Origin of the sequence: Vibrio sp. 10N.261.51.F12 (assembly GCF_041471725.1) — a bacterium.
Classification (GTDB): Bacteria; Pseudomonadota; Gammaproteobacteria; order Enterobacterales; family Vibrionaceae; genus Vibrio.
This window is the reverse complement of sequence record NZ_JBFROV010000041.1, coordinates 19,477-38,985: the sequence shown is the minus strand read 5'-3', so window position 1 is coordinate 38,985 and position 19,509 is coordinate 19,477. Positions and strand designations below refer to the sequence as shown.

The following is a 19,509-nucleotide window of genomic DNA, read 5'->3' as shown; positions in this document are numbered from 1 at the left end:
CTTTGAGATTGAAAATTCGAATAGCAGATACAAAAAAAGCGAGCCCTTAAGCTCGCTTTTCAAATAACACGGTAAAGTCGTTACTTATTGATCATGTCAACCATGATTGCAACAGCCTCGTCGAGGTAGGCATCAGGGACTTCGTAATCTTTCGGCACATCATCTAACGTGGCAAATGGCTTTTCACCGGCCGCTTTTTGACGAGCGTTAATACGATCGAGTCTTCTGACATCGTTATCATCACTTTCAGCCTTTCTCGTTGCTTCATTGAGTGATAACGTTTTGTCATCCTTTTCAGCATTATATTTGGCAATATCTTCAGCAATGAAACCAAATTCCATGTCTGAATCAACACGTGCTTTATGCTTCAAGGTCAACGCCGCAATCATCTCGTCGTTACGTTGTAACACGTCATATTTTGCAGGTTCAATACTATCCCAAGGCAGTGCATTGTCCTCTACGCTCTCACCAGTTTCCGCAGGATCAATTGGTGTTGGGAATGCAATATCAGGTACTACACCTTTATTTTGCGTACTTCCACCATTAATACGATAAAACTTTTGAATCGTGTATTGAACATAGCCAAGTTCTTTATCAAACAAATCATAAATATGATTTAACGAGCGATGTTGCTGAACGGTACCTTTACCAAACGAGTTCTCACCTAAAATAATCGCACGGCCATAATCTTGAAGAGCGGCGGCAAAAATTTCAGATGCTGATGCGCTATATCGATTCACCAAGATGGTTAAAGGTCCGTCGTAGCTAACTTTACCATCTGTATCGCTATTAACATTGACGCGGCCATAGCTATCTCGAACTTGTACTGCTGGACCACTTTCAATAAATAAGCCCGTTAATGCCGTTGCTTCGGTAAGTGCTCCACCACCATTGTTGCGTAAATCAACAATAATACCGTCAACACCCTCTTCTTTAAGTTCGGTAATTAACTTATCGGTGTCTTTTGAAAGGCCAACGTAATAGCTAGGTACTTCCAGCACACCAATTTTCTTACCGTTCTGTTCAAAGACTTCCGATTTAACCGCTCGGTCTTCTAGGCGAATTTTATCACGCGTAATTTCAACGACTTGTGCTTTAGCATCTTTGCCCTCAGACAAAACTTGCAACTTAACTTTTGTTCCTTTCGGTCCTTTGATCAGTTGCACTACATCATCAAGTCGCCACCCAATGACATCGACAATTTCTTTGCCATCTTGACCGACGCCAATAATCTTATCGCCTTCGCCAAGTTGTTTACTCTTTGACGCAGGTCCACCAGCAACAAGAGAACGAATTATGGTGTAATCGTCCGTGAGTTGCAGTACCGCCCCGATACCTTCAAGAGACAAATTCATTTCAGATTGAAATTGTTCGGCAGAGCGTGGCGATAAATAACTGGTATGAGGATCTACTTCACGCGCGAAAGCGTTCATGTATATTTGAAATGCGTCTTCGTTATGAGATTGCGTGATACGCTTGATGGCATTGTTATAACGCTTACCCAACGTTTCTTTAATCTCGTCCCAATCTTTACCTGCTAGTTTAAGATTCAGAGCATCGTATTTAACACGTTTACGCCACAATTCATTAAGCTCATCTTCGCTCTTAGCCCAGTTGGCTTCGGAACGATCTAGCTCAATGCCCTCATCAACATCAAACTTCATTTCTTTGTCTAACAAAGACAAGGCATAAACAAAACGTTCGTATCGTTTTTGCATAGAAAGATTGTAGACATCGAATGCAACTTGATTATTTCCAGCCTTCAATTGATCGTCGAGCTGGGTTGACCAAGCATCAAAGCCGTCGATATCTGATTGAGTGAAAATATTGCGGTTGTAGTCGAGCATCTCTAAATATCGATTAAAAATCGCCTTAGAGAATTCGTCATCTAGCGTAAAATGCTTGTAGTGAGAGCGTGTAAAACGAGACGTAACTCGCTTACTGGCAGTTTCATGTTGTGCTTCTGGGGCCAGTTTTGGAATATCAGATTCCTGATACTTAGCCTCCAGAGCGTGAGCTGACGATACAGCTAGCCATAGGCTAGCTGTAATCAAAGATACTTTTGAACGGCACTTCATGCGTAGGAGTTTCTCCTTTAAGCGCGCAAATGCTCCGCTTTAACAACCATTTGTAGGCCATTGACTAGCTGAACACGCACATCTTCCTTATTGATTTCAACAATGGTCGCAGCCATGTTCCCTTTACCCATGTTTACGTTTACGTCTTTGCCTACGATCATTTCATCTGCATTCAAAGCACGCGTTTCAACTGGCGTGTTTACTTTTGCGTTCTTGTTCGTGTTAGTTTGTGGCTTGCGAGCCTGTGGTTTCTTCGCTTTAGGCTGCTTAGCTTTCGCTTCTTCACGTGCCTTTTGAGCTTGTTCTTTACGTCGAGTAGCAACTTTAGCTTTGCTTTCAGCAAGTGTAGCTTGTGCATGCTCAACATGCTCTGCTTCTAATTCGCCACAAGCGTTACCGTCTAAATCAACTCGTGCGGCACCCGGTTTAACACCGTGTAGATAACGCCAAGAAGAAGTGTATTGTCTTAACGCGGCACGCAGCTGAGTTTTACTAACTTTCTCATCGTCTTTCAAGCGTTCAGCAAGATCTTGAAAGATACCAATTTTAAGCGGTTTCGCTTCACCTTCTACAGTAAAGCATTTAGGGAAACATTCAGCAATATACGCAATAATTTCTTTGCTGTTCTTCAACTTCTCAGTGTTTTCCATGTGGGTTCCTGGTTAATGCGGTTTTCCGCGAAGCATTAAGAAAAATATTCTTGGTATTATAGAGACCTGCTTTAGAAAAACCACTGGCAAATGTGATTTTAAACCACGTTTGTATGGGAATTGAGCACCTTTTCTATAGATCTCATGAACTTTGTTAGTCCAATCTCGTCAATTTCCGAAAATCGATTAATAGTTGGGCTATCAATATCCAATACTCCTACTACTTCGCCATCCACGCTAAACGGAATAACAATCTCAGAGTTGCTCGCTGCATCACAAGCGATATGCCCTTCAAATTCATGAACGTCAGAAATGCGCTGCACAGTATTCGTCGCAATCGCCGTTCCGCAAACGCCACGACCTACTGGGATGCGCACACAAGCGGGTTTTCCTTGAAACGGTCCCAACACAAGTTCACCTTGATTCATGAGATAGAAGCCAACCCAGTTGAGATCGTCTAACTCCATGTTCAGAAGTGCACTAATATTAGAAAGGTTAGCAATAAAATCGGTTTCAGACTCTATCAGTCCAATCGCTTGCCTACCTAGGCGCTCGTAGTTTTCTAAATTCATGATTTTTCCATTAATAATACTTTGCTTTTATTTTAATAAACGTACAATGCCCCAACCTAAATAGGACTCATTCTCATAAATATGATCAGTACGAAAGATACTATTAGCCGCTCTTGGTTGATAACACAAGTAAAAACTCATAAGTCTCGACTTATCGGTGCGAATTTAATCGCAATCATCGCCACGTTAATCAGTGTTCCTATCCCATTACTCATGCCACTAATGGTCGATGAAGTTCTCCTTGAGCAACCAGGTGTCGGACTCGATTACATGAATCGGCTCCTCCCTACTAACCTTGAAACCCCTATCGGCTATATTACGCTTACCTTAATTCTCGTCGTTCTAATGCGAGCCTTTAGCCAGGCATTTAACATTTTACAAAGCCGGCAGTTCACGCTGGTCTCTAAAACGATTACCTACAAAATTCGTTGTCAGATGATAGACAAACTTGGGCGAATCAGCATTCGGCAATATGAGACACGAGGAAGTGGCGGGATAAATGCGCATCTAATTACTGATATCGAGACAATTGACCAATTTATTGGCTCAACATTAAGTAAGTTTTTAGTGAGTTTTTTGACGGTCATTGGCACCGCGATTGTTTTGCTATGGCTTGACTGGCGACTAGGTTTATTCATTTTGTTAGTCAATCCTGTGGTGATCTATTTTTCACGAAAACTCGGTGGAATGGTAAAACACCTTAAAAAACGTGAAAACCAAGCATTCGAAGGCTTTCAGAATCGCTTGGTAGAGACTCTTGATGGGATTTATCAGCTAAGAGCTGCGAACCGCGAGCGGGAGTTTTTACAAGAGCTGAAACAACAGGCCGATCAAATTAGAGTCAACGCCGACAAATATGCCTGGCAATCTGAAGCTGCGAGTCGAGTCTCCTTTCTCTTATTTCTCATTGGGTTTGAGCTATTTCGCGCCGTCGCGATGGTCATGGTTTTGTTTAGCGACCTGACTATCGGACAGATCTTTGCCGTATTCGGCTATTTGTGGTTTATGCTTGGTCCTGTTCAAGAATTGTTAGGTATCCAGTTTTCTTGGTACAGCGCTAAAGCGGCATTAACACGCATCAACTCTTTGCTCGCATTGGATGAAGAACCAAGGACGGTAAGTAAGCTCAATCCATTTAACGATGGTAAACAGGTCGATGTGTCCATCGAAAACGTGAGCTTTAGCTACGATGACGATAAAAACGTACTAAGTAACCTAACCTTGCACATCCCTGCTGGAAAAAAAGTCGCATTAGTCGGTGCCAGCGGCGGAGGGAAGTCTACGCTCATACAGTTACTGATTGGTGTCTATAATCAACAACAAGGTATCATTAATTATAATGGTTCTGACACGAGAGACATCGGCTTTGACATAATTAGAGATAAAATTGCTGTTGTTTTACAGCAACCTATACTATTCAATGACAGCATGAGGCATAATCTGACACTTGGTCGTCACTATAATGACGCGGCAATATGGAACGCATTAGACGTTGCTCAGTTACAAGACGTCACCGATAAGCTTGTTGATGGGTTAAATACCCAAATTGGTCGCAACGGTATCCGCTTATCTGGCGGGCAGCGACAGCGTTTAGCGATCGCTCGAATGATACTCAGTGATCCACAATTTGTCATTTTAGACGAAGCGACATCGGCGCTGGATACGGCAACAGAGGCCTCATTACACTTTGCCTTAAGTACATTTTTGAAAAATAGAACGACGTTGATCGTGGCACATCGATTATCTGCCGTAAAACAAGCGGATTTAATCTATGTGTTAGAAGATGGACAAGTGAGTCAAACAGGCACTCACATCGAATTAGTAGAGCAACAAGGTCTATATCAAACGCTTTATGGCTCGGTACAATCAGCTAGTTAATCGTGACGAGAAGAACGCATCGTGCACGGATATTGGAGTTTACGATGCGCACTTCACCTGAAATAGTCGAAGAAAATGAAAGCAAAAACATAAGGTTATGCCAATGTTGTGAGCTTCCTGTGGCTATTATTGACTTAGACAAAGGCTACAGTGCAGATTGCCCACGTTGTGGAACCCAACTTTACCGAAGTGAACACCACTCCATCAACGGCAACCTAGCCATTGCTATCACCTGTTTACTGCTCTTTATTCCTTCACATTTCTTTGATTTCATTACTATCCGACTTGTCGGTGTGATGATCCAAGGAACCTTGATGGATGGAGTTTGGGCTCTCAGTCAAGAAGGCTACTCTGGCTTGGCGCTACTCACACTCTTCTGCCACACCATTGCGCCTGTTGCAATGTGCAGCGCGGTACTGACAACCCATCTCGCTATTCGTTATAGATGGTTCACTACATTAAAGTGGTCACTTTCCATATTGTCACACAGTAAGCATTGGATGATGCTCGACGTGTTCCTAATCAGCGTCGCCATTTCATGCTTCAAATTACAAGATTATTCTGACATTTACATTGGTCATGCGCTCTACAGCTTGGTTCTATTACAAGGACTCAGCGTATTATTAGTTTGTAGGCTCAGTGTTCGACGATATTGGGATGCGTGGAAACCCGAATCCTCTTATAAAAACATGAAAAAAGAAATTCATTGCCATAGCTGTCATCTATCCCAACCCGAAGGAAAACAGTGTTTGCGCTGTAAGGCGACACTGCATCACAGAAAGCCCTATTCACTTCAAAAAACATGGGCATACTTGATCGCGGCAACGATAGCGATTTTACCCGCTAATTTAATCCCGATTTCAATCCTAATTACCAATGGACAGCGTCTAGAAGACACTATCTTTTCCGGTGTGGCCTCATTAATTACTAATGATATGTTGGGTATTGCGATCATCATTTTTGTCGCCAGTATTGTCGTACCTGTTGCTAAAATACTAGGCTTGGGGTATTTGCTTTTTTGCATTCAGTTTGATGCAGCAAAAAACCATCGTTTCGAAATGACGGTGTATCGTATTATTAAGTGGATTGGTAAATGGTCGATGACAGATCTCTTCGTCATCTCAATTATGCTGACCTTGGTTGACCGAGGTCAGATTCTTAACTTTACACCGGGCTTTGGCGCGGTGGCGTTTGGTATTGTTGTAATTTTCACCATGTTTGCAGCAGAGAGTCTCGACCCTCGCTTGCTTTGGGACAAACAAACAACACCATCTCCTGCATTAGACACTAAGACGAGTATTAGCGGTAATGAGTAACGAGAATAAGCAACCTATGTCGTTTAACCCTGAGGTGAAGAAAGATCGTCGAATTTCGCCGCTTTGGATTCTACCTATCTTGACGCTTGCGTTGGCAGGTTGGCTGCTCGCCAAAGCTGTTCATGATTCAGGTCAACGTGTTCAAATTTATTTCTCAGACGCCCAAGGCTTAATTGCGGGTCGCACGACCATACGATATCAAGGCCTAGAGGTGGGTATGGTGCGTGATATCAATTTATCCAGTGACCTAAGCAACATCTATGTTGATGCCGATATTTACCCTGAAGCCACAAAACTACTTGGAGAAGATACCAAGTTCTGGCTGGTGAAGCCTTCAGCATCGCTCTCGGGGATCTCAGGTTTAGATGCGCTAGTATCAGGTAATTATGTTTCTATTTATCCTGCTACAGAAACGAGTAGCTCTAAGAGCAAGTTTCAAGCCTTAGATAGCGCACCTGCTGAGCTTGCCGCCAATCAAGGCCTGACCGTGACGTTAAACGCTCGTGATTTAGGGGGCATATCCGTTGGCTCCAAAATTGTCTACAAAAAAATCCCGATTGGCGAAGTATACAGCTTCAAGCTCGATGACAATGCAGAAAGCGTGCTGATTAAAGCATCGATTGAACAACAATTTAGTCACATCATTACCAATAAGAGTCGTTTTTGGAATGTCAGTGGTATTGGTGCAAATGTTGGGTTTCAAGGCGTTGATATCCGTTTAGAAAGCCTCAGTGCTATCCTGTCAGGTGCCATCGCCGTTGACTCTCCTGATGGCGGAGAACCCGTCGTTAAAGGTACACCATTTAAACTCTATAAGGATTTAAAAACAGCCGGTCGTGGTATCCCAATATCCATCACGCTGCCTGACAACAGCAATTTGAAAGCCAATGGCTCGCCGATCGTTTATCGCGGACTTGAGATAGGCCAGATTAATAATCTAGCACTCAATGCAGAACGAGATTCGATTGTTGCGTCCGCCTCTATTGAACCAGCATTCAGTGACATGTTAAACCAAGGCACCTTGTTCTTGCTTGAAGAAGCGAAAGTGTCGTTGTCTGGGGTGGAAAATTTATCCAACCTAATCACCGGCAACTTTTTAACACTAGTGCCCGGCACTGGCGATAAAGCTCGTCAGTTTGACGCCATAAAACAAGAAGAGTTTGACCGAGTCAAAGCTAAGTCCATTTCAATTCGTCTTTTGTCAGAAAATTCATTTGGACTCGAGCCCGGCAGTAGCGTGTTGTATCGGGGCATCCCGGTTGGCTCTTTAACATCCGTTGAGTTGGTTGATGACCAAGTTGCAATGGACATTGCGGTAGATATCGAATACAAAAACCTCATTCGCACTCAAAACCGTTTCTACGTCACTGGCAGCGCAACGGCAGAACTGACTAAAGCGGGTCTTAATGTTACCGTGCCGCCAGCGAAACAGTTATTGACGGGTTCCATCAGCTTTGTAAGTGAAGGCAAAGCAACAGACCGTGTCGAGTTTCCGCTGTTCCAAACAAAGTCGTTAGCTGAGCTCGCCAAACACAATCAATCTGGATCAATGAAGCTCGGGTTGTTTGCTAATGAATTACCTCCCATTCAAGAAGGCAGCCCTATCCTGTATCGAAATATGCAAGTGGGCAGTGTTACCGACTTCTCTCTTGTTGATGGAGGCGTATACATCAACACGTCGATAGACAATAGATATAAGCACCTTATCACACCGCAAACCGTGTTTTGGAATCGCTCTGGAATCGAAGTTGAGGCCTCTTTAGCTGGCGTAAGTGTCAAAGCTGCACCACTAAAAACCTTAATCGACGGAGGCATAGCATTTGACTCAATGCCGGGTATTGAAAACAAAACGGGCAAAAATTGGAAACTCTACCAAGATTTCAATCACGCGAGAAAATTCGGCTCTTCTGTTCAGCTTGTTACCACCACTGCCGATCAACAAATCGCCAAAGGAATGCCGATTAAATATCAGGGCATCAAAGTAGGTGAAGTCATGCTCACCGTACCCGACTTCACTCGCGAACGAGTCGAGGTTGTCGCGCGTATTCTTCCTGAATATGTTGATAAACTGACTAACTCGGGTGCTTACTTTTGGTTAGTCAAACCAGAGATTGGTTTGAGCGGCGTCAAAAACCTCAATGCATTAGTCTCACAGTATATTGCCGTTGAGCCGGGTGAGGGTTCCAAACAAAAGCAATTTAAACTCTTTGATTTCCCTAAAGTAGAAAATGGTGTTGAATTTACCTTACAAAGCGAGAATCGTGGCTCAGTGAAGGAAGGAACCCCTATCCTGTATCGTGATATCGAGATCGGGCGAATCACGATGGTAGAGCTAGGGCCATTCGCTGACCGTGTCATCTCTACATTCCAAGTGCTACCCGATTATGCTTATCTTGTTCGTGCAAATAGCGTTTTTTGGAATGTATCCGGTGTTGATGTACAAATCGGACTCTCAGGCGCGAGTATTAAAGCAGGAACCGTAGATAGTTTAGTTCGTGGCGGTGTCACATTTTCAACACCTGAAGGCTCCGAGCTTCAACCTAGAGCGACCGAGGGACAAAGCTTTTATTTAAACCAAACGGGCGATCCTAAATGGAAAGCATGGCGCACTGCCATCCCTGCTCCCTAGCACGAGTTATTGGTCATCTATTGCATTCGTTTCATTTATAAGCCCGCAAATGCGGGCTTTCATTTTCTGTTCCGGCCGCTTCAGGGTATAATTTCCAAAACACTTTGAGCTAGCAGGCCTTATTTTGCATCCTAACGTCTATATTCCTGACGCCTTTTTGAAACACATTGAATCTCACCTACCGCCTCACCTAACCATGGATGACCTAGTGTCAGCCTGTCAAAGGCCATTGCGAAAAAGCATTCGTGTCAACACCTTAAAATTGTCGATCGAGGCATTTAAACAACGAGCTCAAGACAATGGTTGGAGCTTGCAACCTATCCCATGGTGCAGCCAAGGATTTTGGATTGATGCAGATGAAACCCATGTCCCATTAGGCAATACCGCTGAGCATATGGCGGGGTTGTTTTATATCCAAGAAGCCAGTTCAATGCTGCCGCCAAGTGCACTTTTCCACTCGACACTGGAATCTGAAACACAGGCATTTGAAACTGTCTTAGACATGGCCGCGGCACCTGGGTCAAAAACAACCCAAATTGCCGCAATCATGAATAATGATGGCATACTCGTCGCTAACGAATACGCATCGAGTCGTGTCAAAGTATTGCATGCCAACATTGAACGCTGCGGTGTCAAAAATGCCGCACTGAGCAACTATGACGCCCGCGTATTTGGCGGATGGTTACCCGAGCGCTTTGACGCCATTTTATTAGATGCTCCTTGCTCGGGCGAAGGCACCATCAGAAAAGATGTTGATGCGATGAAAAACTGGAGCCTAGATTCGACTCTAGAAATCGCGGCGACGCAAAAAGATCTCATTGAGAGCGCTTTTCACGCCTTGAAAGTCGGTGGTACCTTGGTTTATTCAACCTGCGCCCTTAGCCAAGAAGAAAATCAACAAGTTATGTTTCACCTCAAAGAGTGCGCCGGTGACGCGGTCGAGTTTGAATCGCTGGGAAATCTATTTGCAGACGCACAACTTGCATTAACGAATGAAGGCTTCTTACATGTTTTTCCGCAAATTTATGACAGCGAAGGCTTTTTCATCGCCAAAGTAAAAAAAGTGGCATCAATAACCCCACCAGTGGTTAAAAAGCGCCTTGGCAAGTTTCCGTTTCAAAAGTTATCCTCAAAAGATACCGAAGATGTCACAGTGTCACTTAATAAAACACTTTCCGTCGACTTCCCACAAGGCAGCCAACTTTGGAAACGTGACAATGATATATGGCTGTTCCCTACCGCATTAGAACCGTTATTAACTGAGTTTCGATTTTCTCGTATGGGGATTAAGGTCGCGGAACAGCATAAAAAAGGCTATCGATGGCAGCATCAAGTCGCAACGTGCTTAGCGAACAGCAGTTCTCAAACTATCGCTGTTAATAAGTCCGATGCACGCGAATGGTATATGGGGCGAGATATTCGTCCTGAGGGTCTGTCCGGTACAGGCGAAACCTTTGTCAGTTATCACGGTATCGTCATCGGATTAGGTAAATGGGTCGGCAACAGGATCAAGAACGGACTGCCTAGGGAATTAGTACGAGATAAAAATCTATTCTAACCCAACGACATAGCGATTTAGGATGGTTTAAACGGCCATCCTAATCGCTTTTTTGTTATTCTGTACTACACTTTAAGAGTTATTAACGCAGAGTGGTGAATTGATTTTCCGTTTGAAGCACTTGGCAAAATACGCATCAAACCTAGCTCTGGTAAGGCTGCGTTCGTTTGAAACGTACAGCCGTTTGTAGAAACCTTACCCTTGTAACCTAAAGCTCTTGTACAAAGTCAATCGCTCGTTTGAAACGTATATTTGAAACAGTTAGCGTAGGCTCTCCATGAGCCATTCCCCTAGGCCCAAATCAGGATCAGTTTTGGGCCTCTTTTTGTCCATTTCTACTGACTTTGTGTTTTTTTCGTGTTTGTAACAGAGCATCGAGTAAGGCACTTCTCATTTCACTGGGCCAACCAAATGAAATAGTCAGCCCCTGCCTACTCTAGTTTAGAAGGGTGTTGTCTTTATTGACTGACTTAACCCATTCAACACCATCGCAATCAAATTAAGCCGAAGCATCTTCGTCAGTGACTAAGCGAATGCCTTCTTTATCAATGGTGATTTTCCCTTGCTTAAACAAACCGCCAATCGTTTTCTTAAACGTACCTTTACTGGTTTTAAAGGTCGTAAAAATAGCCTCAGGGGTCGACTTATCGCTCAGAGGCAAAAAGCCACCTTTCTTTTCAAGAAGGCTCATAATGCTTTCACTTAAATCGTCCATTTTGGCTACGCCAATTTTTTGCAATCTAAGGTCAATTTTTCCGTCTTCGCGAACTTGTTTAATAAAGCCTTTGAGTCGTTTACCTACGAACAACTTACCAAATACATCTGATTGGAAAATCATTCCCCAGTGTTCACCGTTAACAATCGCTTTGTAACCCAGTTCGCTACGTTCAGCAATGATAAGGTCAACTTGCTGGTTGGTACTATATACAGCAGGCACGTTATCAAGCCATTTGTTGAACTTAGTCGTTCCCACAATACGCCCCGACGCTTTATCGGTATACACATAAACAAGAATACTTTGGCCGACAACTAAGCGGCCACGTTGTTCACTGAAAGGAATCAATAGGTCTTTTTCTTTAATACCCCAACTCGCAAAAGCACCAACACTGTTGACACCTTCAACCGTCATGACACCCCATTCACCGACTTGGGCGATAGGTTTAGCTGTTGTTGCAGCGATCTGGTTATCTGAATCAAAGTAGAGAAAAACGTCTAGCGTGTCGCCAATGCTTACTCCTTCTGGAGCGTATTTCTTTGTTAGCAAAATTGAACCATAATCTTTGCCGTCCAGAAACCATCCAAAATCGGCTTCTTTTGTCACTTCAAGTTGGTTAATTTGACCTACATTTATCATTCTGTTTATCTCTACTAGGATTATTCGAGGATTATACCTAACTCGCTTTAAGATGCTAGTTTCCACGTGTTCTGATATGCTTATCGGTATCAATTTAAAGGGAGAAGTTGTTTGGTCACCGTCGACAAGCAAGATGCCATTACGTTAAAGATTGCTCACGCTATGGCAAATACGAAAACATTGGATCTTGATATTTTTCTGTTCATTCCAGGAGAGCTTGATTTAGAATCCCATCAAGTGTCTGAATCAGACTTCTACCATAATTCCATCACACAAAAACGTACGTACTTTAGTACCGAGACGCTGCTGCCTCTCATTCACTCAAGACTGGCAAAACGTGGTCGTTTATCAAACACACAATATCGTGTCAGCTTGAGTCTTTTTGCTTATCAATATGTCTTCGCACTGGACAGCGCGGTTTCACTATTAATAGACTCATCAAAAGAAGAAGTCACCGCCGACGAAATCGATGAGTTAATTGAGCTCGCCATTGATATTCTAAGGAAAATGCGACGCGCAGTTCCGTATGAAGAAAGCCTCAAACGGTATTACGCGAATATAGACAATTACCTTTCTTGGTACACGGGACAAAAATTTTTGTCTTTGGTGGTCACTTTACCAAATAGTAAGTCTTATACACCGCTTAAAGAACGCCTAATAACCATTGTTGAAAAAGAACAGGCTCACCGTAACCTCAACGATTACAATTCAGAACAGGTTCGCCGTGATTCAACCCGGTTAAGCAATAAAATGCGATTGCTCCGACGCTTGATTGAACACCCTATTGTGTTACAAGAAAAGCTCACCTCAATGGGGCATAACACTATGCGTGTTATCAAAGGTTCCGCTACCGGACTTGTGATGTTGTTTGTCACCACCGCAGTGATTCTTGCTCGAGATTATCTGGGCGAAATTACCGCATCTTTCATTCTGGTTCTTTCCGTTATTTATGCACTTCGTGAGGTGTTTAAAGATGATTTACGGGATATTTTGTGGCGTTGGATAAAACGAGGAAAGCCTAAGTGGCGAAGACGTTATATCGACCCTACCACTAAAAAAGAAGTGGGAAGAAAGATTGAATGGCTCGATTTCATTTCATTCGACCGGTTACCTGATCGCATCAAACAGATTCGAAAAAAGCGTGTCGTACAAAGAGAAGAAAAAATTCTCCATTATCGTACCCACACCACCATGGCCACATCCAAATTCACCAGCGGTTATGACCAAACTCGAGAGGTCATTAACATTAACTTTCGAACACTTACTCGTCTCATGGATAAGAGCAACAATCGCTTCTTTAGGTTGCAGGATGGCCAAGTGGTTAAAGAGTCATTGGAAAAACGTCATCTCCTTAACTTAATCATTAAGGAGAATAACTATGACAGTGAACCACTATATTATCGTTGGAAGATTATTCTTAATCGGTCCAAAATTGTCGATATAGAAAAAATCCCTCTCTAGGGTATTTATGGGTTCTCACCGACAAATAATAAAACGACTTAATGCAGCGGCTTTTTTGTCACTTTCTTTAGTGATAACACTAATGAAAACTCGGCCATTGGTTCATCCCCATGCAGGGATGGACAAATGGCTGTAATCTTAACAGGACGATTCACCCTCTCTCCTGTCGCTAATGTTTCATCGAGCATTTCATCAATCAACAATCCGTCATCGCAAACAAAATGAACGTCAGATTCCGGTCGTCTCAAAAACTTACCCTCGACCTCTTTGAAGGCTAATGAGACCTTCTGACCCCGTTGCTGAGCTTTGTTCATGGCCATATATCCGCCCGCTACATCGGCCCCTACCGCAAGTACTCCAAAATACATACTGTTCAAATGGTTTTTGGTTCTGCGCTTCAACGGAATTTTTATCTCAACGCGATGCTCATCCAATTGCAAAATTTTAGGACGACATAGCCAAATAAACGGAACCTTAAAAAAACCAAACGTACTCAGGTAGAGATTTGCTTTGCGAAGTGGTGACAACATTTTCTTTTTCCTTAATAAGAAAACTCATCAGACCAGTAAACTAAAAAGCGCAGTAGATGTCAAAGGAATGTTAAATCACAACATACTAATAATAAGCCCGGCTCTGCTGGCCGGGCTTATTATTAGTTATGCTTGGTTGGCTTGACTTTGGTCGCCATCCCGTTACGCGGTCACATAAACCTCAGCATGACCGAGTTCTTCAAGATGATTGCGAAGCACTGGGTAGTCTTCAAGTGAGCCAATAACAACCAGCGCGGGTTTTTTTACGTCTTTCGCCGTCAAGATGCCATCTCTAACGAGTTTTAACACCGCTTCGTTTTGAGGATCATATAAATGAGTAAGCTCATCCTGCTCACGATCAACACCTAACGTAAGTTGCGTTAAATTATCAATTTTTAGTACCAACCCATCGAAGTACTGAAGTAATCGCTCAGACAGTAATACGGCAGACGGAGTATCGCAGGCGAATAAAATTTTCAGCCCATTCAAGCCGCGAGGTAGACCTTGCTCGGCGAGCTTATCAATGATCGTCGCCGCATCACTTAACGCTCGCACACACGGAACGACTATCTCGACATTGATCCCTTGCTCTCGCAGCGCTTTTATTACATTACATTCCAAAGCGAAGCTTGCTTTATAAGCTTCAGAGGCAAATCGTGCCACGCCTCGAACACCCAAGATTGGATTCACTTCTCCAGACTCAGCTTTTCCACCGAGCAATGCACTCATGTTGTAACTATCGGCATCATTGAGTTCAACTCGAATCGTATTGTGTTCAGGTTTGACCGCAGAGCTGATTTCAGCAACTAAAGTGCTGACAATGAAATCCGCCACTTCACGTCCACCCAGCAATGCGTTTATCGCATCAAGTTCAACCGTATCTAGCTCACCTTCTAACTGCGCGTAATTTGGATGAAAAAATATCTTCTCCATAATGAGTTCCGCGATCGAGACATATAAGTGTTCAGCGTCACCTTGATCAGAGTGACTGGGAAATACATTGCCGTAACTCAGTGATGCCGTTGGCTTATTATTGACTTGCTCGTTTTCGTAACTCATGACCGCTCCGTGCTTTGTTAATACTAACTACTGGCAAAATACCGACTCACTCTATGGAATACAAGACAAGAACACGAATATTCGCCAACTATTTAACTGGCACGCTATCAGCCCTTCTATTTGAACTAATTTTGAGCAATTATAAAGCCTAGTTTCACTGTAATACCTCGTTCCTTAAGGAGATTGCCATTAATAGTTTATTTGGTTCCTCATTTCCGTTATCTTTACCGCTTCGAAATTAAAATGCAGGCTGCCCCATGCCATTAAAAACAGACGAATTAAGAACCCAGGCACTAGGCCCAATGCCGACTCCGCTCGAACTCAGTACGTCACACCCTATTACAGATGATGTCGCCACGAGAATCGCAGAGTCTCGCCGCCAGATCGAACGCATTCTTACTGGCGAAGACAACCGCCTTCTATGCATTGTTGGCCCTTGCTCAGTCCATGATACTGACGCAGCGCTTGATTACGCAAAACGCCTAAGTGCGATCCAAGACCAGTATAGCAATGAGCTTTTCATTGTTATGCGCACATATTTTGAAAAGCCTCGTACTGTCGTTGGCTGGAAAGGGTTAATTACCGACCCGAATTTAGATGGTTCTTATGCGCTTGAGACTGGCTTAAATAAAGCAAGAGGACTTTTGCTTGATATCAATAAGCTGGGGCTAGCAACAGCCACTGAATTCTTAGATATGATCACTGGTCAATATATTGCTGATCTCATCACCTGGGGAGCGATTGGCGCTCGTACGACTGAATCACAAATCCATAGAGAAATGGCATCAGCACTTTCTTGCCCAGTAGGATTTAAGAACGGCACTAACGGCAGCGTCAAAATTGCTATGGACGCTATCCGAGCGGCTCGTGCTTCGCATTATTTCTACTCACCAGATAAAAATGGTCGTATGACGGTCTACCGCACTAGCGGAAACCCACATGGCCATATTATTTTGCGTGGTGGTGATACAGGCCCTAACTTTGATGAAGCATCAATAAACAATGCCTGTGAGCAACTTGCGTCATTTGACCTACCTGAAAGACTTGTGGTTGATTTTAGTCATGCGAACTGCGAAAAACAGCACCGCAAACAGCTCGATGTTGCTGAAGAAATCGCACGCCAAATTATTACGGGATCACATAAGGTCGCAGGGATCATGGCTGAAAGCTTTATAGAAGAAGGCAATCAGAGCATGGAAGACATCAATAACCTCGAATATGGTAAGTCAATCACTGACCCATGCCTAAGTTGGAGCGATACTGTTGATATGCTCAATGTACTCGCTGACGCCGTAAAACAACGTAATAGTAAGGAAGTCTAACATGCCATCATTTGATATTATTTCTGAGATCGAACTCGTAGAAGTCCGCAATGCTGTCGATAACGCGAACAGAGAGATCACGACTCGCTTTGATTTCCGCAACGTGGAAGCCTCATTCTCTCTAACTGGAGAAGTGGTAAAGCTATCTTGCGAGAGTGACTTTCAACTTAAACAAATGCGTGACATCTTGCGTGGCAACCTAACTAAGCGCGGTGTAGATGTGGGTTCAATGGAATCTAAAACTGCTGAGCAGACTGGAAAGTTATGGCACCAGAATGTCGAATTCAAGCAAGGCATTGAAACCCCAATTGCCAAAAAGATTGTTAAGCTGATTAAAGACGAAAAAGTAAAAGTACAGGTGTCTATTCAAGGCGAAAAAGTACGAGTAACGGGCAAGAAGCGTGACGATCTACAAGCGGCTATGCAATTGGTTAAGACGGGTGAGCTAGGTCAACCGTTCCAGTTCGAAAACTTTCGCGATTAATTAGCGCCAAGTTAGCGGCCAGCCCACTCAGTGTGGGCTACGCGATAATGGTATATCATACCAACAACAAGCTTCACTCAAATGAAATAAAAAGGACTTAAGTCCTTTTTATTTCATTTTCCCCAGTTGAATAACCACATCGTCTTCCTTCAGTAAACGATAAGCTGACGAAGTTGGGTCTATAAATACGACAACCCTTTGCTTGTTAGCTTTGGCACGGCGTATAGATTCTGATACTTCGGTAATGTCTTTAAACACCACCCTTTCTGCATCTCGCCTTACCAAGTCGATAAATCCAAATGGGCAAGCGTCATCGTGGAACACGATTTCTGCTTCCTGCATCAATCGTAGCGCTTTAAGCGGTAAATATTCAGGATCCGTACCAAACTCGACCCACGTACATGAGTCTGAGAATTGGTTTGAGTGCTCAATAAGACGCTGATACGCCCGCTCAATATCCTGATTGTTTACACAATTCATCACTTCAGGCTCTCGGAAAAACAACTCCCAAAACTTACGTCTCTCGTCTACAGATTGGAAACGTTGCTTGATGTCTACTCGCTTACTTGCCGCAAAATCGGCCAGTTGAGCGGTATTCATCGGTAGAATTGCCTCAATTTTTTCCCGTACCCCTCGAATCAAAACCGGAGAAGAACCACCACTTGAAATAGCTATTTGGATGCGACCTCGGTTAATAATAGATGGCGTGATGAAGTCACAATACGGTGTATCATCAACCACATTAACAAGAGTATTTATTTTCTTTGCATCTTTATGCACCTGATGATTCAGGGTGGGATTATCGGTTGTTGCCCAAACTTGTACATAATTGGCCGTCATCAACTCTCGTTCGTAGAAACGTTGAATCCAATGGCACTTGCCACTTTCTACTAGTTGCATCAAATATGGCTCAATCTTAGGGGACACAACCGTTACACAGGCTCCAGCTCTGATTAGCATGTCAATTTTTCGGCAAGCGACTTCGCCACCACCAACAACTAATACAGGCTTCTCAAGTAGATCCATAAACAGTGGAAAGTAACGCATAAATTTCCTTTTCAAAACGAAATAACTATTCATTCAATCTCACCAACATGGTGCAGCTTTGTCACCGAGACATTCATCACAAAACAATTTTCCACTGAAATTTCGACCAAGACAAGCACGAAACCAATGAAAAACATAAAATATCAATCAAACATTTTAAATTAACGTTTTTTTAACACATCAACTTCTATAGCACCAACATGGTGTACAGTTGCACTATTTACAAAACTATTACATTTAGTCATTCTAACCATTGTTAACAACCATGTGACTACTCAAAACATCTTTTAAATTAATAATTTGAGAAATCATAAATCATTATCTACGCTTTAAACGGTTGTTACAACTGATAGAAATTAGTTCGATTATTAAGAACTTATGATGCACCAAAATAATGATTCACTAAATACAATGATTTGCATATTGTATTCAGGATGGACCTGATTTATACGGAATTTACAGGAAGGATACACAATGGCAACGAAACTCACTCTAATCGCATCTTTTGTAGCCGCTTCGGCAGCTATGATAAGCACGTCAGCTAACGCGGCTGACAGTACACTAGAGAAGGTCACTAAAGCAGGTGTTTTAACTTGTGGTGTGAGTACGGGTCTTCCCGGTTTCTCCAACCCTAACTCAAAAGGTGAATGGGAAGGTATTGATGTAGAATACTGCCAAGCAGTTGCAGCCGCAGTCCTTGGTGACAAGTCCAAAGTTAAATACGTACCACTCACAGCAAAAGAGCGTTTTACTGCCCTTCAATCTGGTGAGATAGATGTACTGTCGCGTAATACAACGTGGACTCTACACCGTGATACCGCACTAGGTTTGAACTTTGTTGGGGTTAACTACTACGACGGTCAAGGTTTCATGGTAATGAAAGACCTTGGTGTAGCAAGTGCAAAAGATCTTGATGGTGCTTCTGTTTGTGTTCAATCGGGTACGACAACTGAATTGAACCTAGCCGATTACTTCCGCATCAACGGTATGTCTTACAAGCCTGTCGTATTTGATACTGCAGCGCAAACGTCTAAAGGTTTCGATGCTGGACGTTGTGATGTACTAACGACTGACCAATCTGGTCTCTATGCCCTACGTCTCAACCTGAAAGATCCAAGTGCTGCTGCAGTACTTCCAGAAATTATTTCTAAAGAGCCTCTAGGCCCTGTTGTGCGACAAGGCGACGACCAATGGTTTAACATCGCGAAATGGACGCTAAATGCAATGATTAATGCCGAAGAATATGGCATTACATCAAAGAACGCTGACGAGATGATGAAATCAAACGATCCAAACATCAAGCGTATTCTTGGCATCGACGGTCCAAAAGGTAAAGGCCTAGGCATTAATGACGATTGGGGCTATCAGGTCATCAAACAAGTTGGTAACTATGGCGAGAGTTTTGAACGTACTGTTGGTACAGGCTCACCACTAAAAATTGACCGTGGTGTTAATGCTTTGTGGAATGCGGGTGGCTTCATGTACGCTCCACCACTTCGCTAACCGTTTTACTTAGTAACAAATAATTTAGTTCCAAAACAAGGGCGGTCTAACCGCCCTTTCTCAAAGGA

The 19,509-nt window shown here is 43.2% G+C and carries 15 protein-coding genes; 8 read left to right on the top strand and 7 right to left on the bottom strand.

Annotated elements, in window-relative coordinates; all coding sequences use genetic code 11:
* Positions 1 to 80 precede the first annotated feature (80 nt).
* From prc to AB4405_RS21340, 3 genes are all read right to left on the bottom strand, one after another.
* Entirely contained in the window at positions 81 to 2,078 is a 1,998-nt protein-coding gene (prc, locus tag AB4405_RS21350; RefSeq protein ID WP_372062744.1) for a carboxy terminal-processing peptidase, read from the bottom strand.
* Positions 2,079 to 2,095: 17 nt separating this feature from the next.
* Complete coding sequence (gene proQ / locus AB4405_RS21345) at positions 2,096 to 2,728, bottom strand: RNA chaperone ProQ (RefSeq protein ID WP_102467787.1); 633 nt, start codon at positions 2,726 to 2,728, stop codon at positions 2,096 to 2,098.
* Between the two features lie 98 nt (positions 2,729 to 2,826).
* On the bottom strand, positions 2,827 to 3,300 hold the full coding sequence (locus AB4405_RS21340) for a GAF domain-containing protein (RefSeq protein ID WP_102467788.1): 474 nt from the start codon (positions 3,298 to 3,300) through the stop codon (positions 2,827 to 2,829).
* Between the two features lie 81 nt (positions 3,301 to 3,381).
* On the opposite strand from AB4405_RS21340, the gene AB4405_RS21335 reads away from it, so the two are divergent.
* The 4 genes from AB4405_RS21335 (at position 3,382) to rsmF (ending at position 10,681) form a co-directional block, all read left to right on the top strand.
* Positions 3,382 to 5,178 carry an ABC transporter ATP-binding protein gene (locus tag AB4405_RS21335; protein ID WP_372062743.1) on the top strand — a complete coding sequence of 599 codons (1,797 nt, stop codon included), beginning with the start codon at positions 3,382 to 3,384 and terminating at the stop codon, positions 5,176 to 5,178.
* 44 nt (positions 5,179 to 5,222) lie between these two features.
* The gene (locus AB4405_RS21330; RefSeq protein WP_372062742.1) at positions 5,223 to 6,494 is read left to right on the top strand and encodes a PqiA/YebS family transporter subunit; all 1,272 of its coding nucleotides are present in this window, start codon (positions 5,223 to 5,225) and stop codon (positions 6,492 to 6,494) included.
* On the top strand, positions 6,487 to 9,123 hold the full coding sequence (locus AB4405_RS21325) for an MlaD family protein (RefSeq protein ID WP_372062741.1): 2,637 nt from the start codon (positions 6,487 to 6,489) through the stop codon (positions 9,121 to 9,123). The genes AB4405_RS21330 and AB4405_RS21325 overlap by 8 nt, the downstream gene beginning before the upstream one ends.
* 124 nt (positions 9,124 to 9,247) lie before the next feature.
* Entirely contained in the window at positions 9,248 to 10,681 is a 1,434-nt protein-coding gene (gene rsmF, locus AB4405_RS21320; protein WP_372062740.1) for a 16S rRNA (cytosine(1407)-C(5))-methyltransferase RsmF, read from the top strand.
* A 499-nt stretch (positions 10,682 to 11,180) separates the two neighbouring features.
* On the opposite strand, the gene AB4405_RS21315 is transcribed toward rsmF, so the two are convergent.
* The gene (locus tag AB4405_RS21315; protein ID WP_102467793.1) at positions 11,181 to 12,035 is read right to left on the bottom strand and encodes a S1 RNA-binding domain-containing protein; all 855 of its coding nucleotides are present in this window, start codon (positions 12,033 to 12,035) and stop codon (positions 11,181 to 11,183) included.
* A 111-nt stretch (positions 12,036 to 12,146) separates the two neighbouring features.
* Between AB4405_RS21315 and AB4405_RS21310 the strand changes: the two genes are divergently transcribed.
* Positions 12,147 to 13,496, top strand: coding sequence for a hypothetical protein (locus AB4405_RS21310; RefSeq protein ID WP_372062739.1), 1,350 nt, complete (start codon positions 12,147 to 12,149; stop codon positions 13,494 to 13,496).
* A 38-nt stretch (positions 13,497 to 13,534) separates the two neighbouring features.
* Here AB4405_RS21310 and AB4405_RS21305 read toward each other — a convergent pair whose 3' ends face one another.
* Positions 13,535 to 14,026 (bottom strand): PaaI family thioesterase, encoded by a 492-nt coding sequence (locus AB4405_RS21305; RefSeq protein ID WP_102467795.1) that lies wholly within the window; start codon positions 14,024 to 14,026, stop codon positions 13,535 to 13,537.
* A gap of 162 nt (positions 14,027 to 14,188) precedes the next feature.
* Entirely contained in the window at positions 14,189 to 15,085 is an 897-nt protein-coding gene (locus tag AB4405_RS21300) for a putative PEP-binding protein (protein WP_372062738.1), read from the bottom strand.
* A gap of 257 nt (positions 15,086 to 15,342) precedes the next feature.
* Between AB4405_RS21300 and AB4405_RS21295 the strand changes: the two genes are divergently transcribed.
* Together AB4405_RS21295 and AB4405_RS21290 are read left to right on the top strand one after the other, a co-directional pair.
* Positions 15,343 to 16,407, top strand: a complete 1,065-nt coding sequence (locus AB4405_RS21295; protein ID WP_372062737.1) for a 3-deoxy-7-phosphoheptulonate synthase — start codon at positions 15,343 to 15,345, stop codon at positions 16,405 to 16,407.
* A 1-nt stretch (position 16,408) separates the two neighbouring features.
* Entirely contained in the window at positions 16,409 to 16,891 is a 483-nt protein-coding gene (locus AB4405_RS21290) for a YajQ family cyclic di-GMP-binding protein (protein WP_102467798.1), read from the top strand.
* A 108-nt stretch (positions 16,892 to 16,999) separates the two neighbouring features.
* On the opposite strand, the gene AB4405_RS21285 is transcribed toward AB4405_RS21290, so the two are convergent.
* Complete coding sequence (locus AB4405_RS21285; RefSeq protein WP_372062736.1) at positions 17,000 to 17,938, bottom strand: NAD(P)-dependent oxidoreductase; 939 nt, start codon at positions 17,936 to 17,938, stop codon at positions 17,000 to 17,002.
* Positions 17,939 to 18,412: 474 nt separating this feature from the next.
* Here AB4405_RS21285 and AB4405_RS21280 point away from each other — a divergent pair, with 474 nt between their 5' ends.
* The gene (locus AB4405_RS21280; protein WP_102467800.1) at positions 18,413 to 19,441 is read left to right on the top strand and encodes an amino acid ABC transporter substrate-binding protein; all 1,029 of its coding nucleotides are present in this window, start codon (positions 18,413 to 18,415) and stop codon (positions 19,439 to 19,441) included.
* The last annotated feature ends 68 nt before the right edge of the window (positions 19,442 to 19,509 follow it).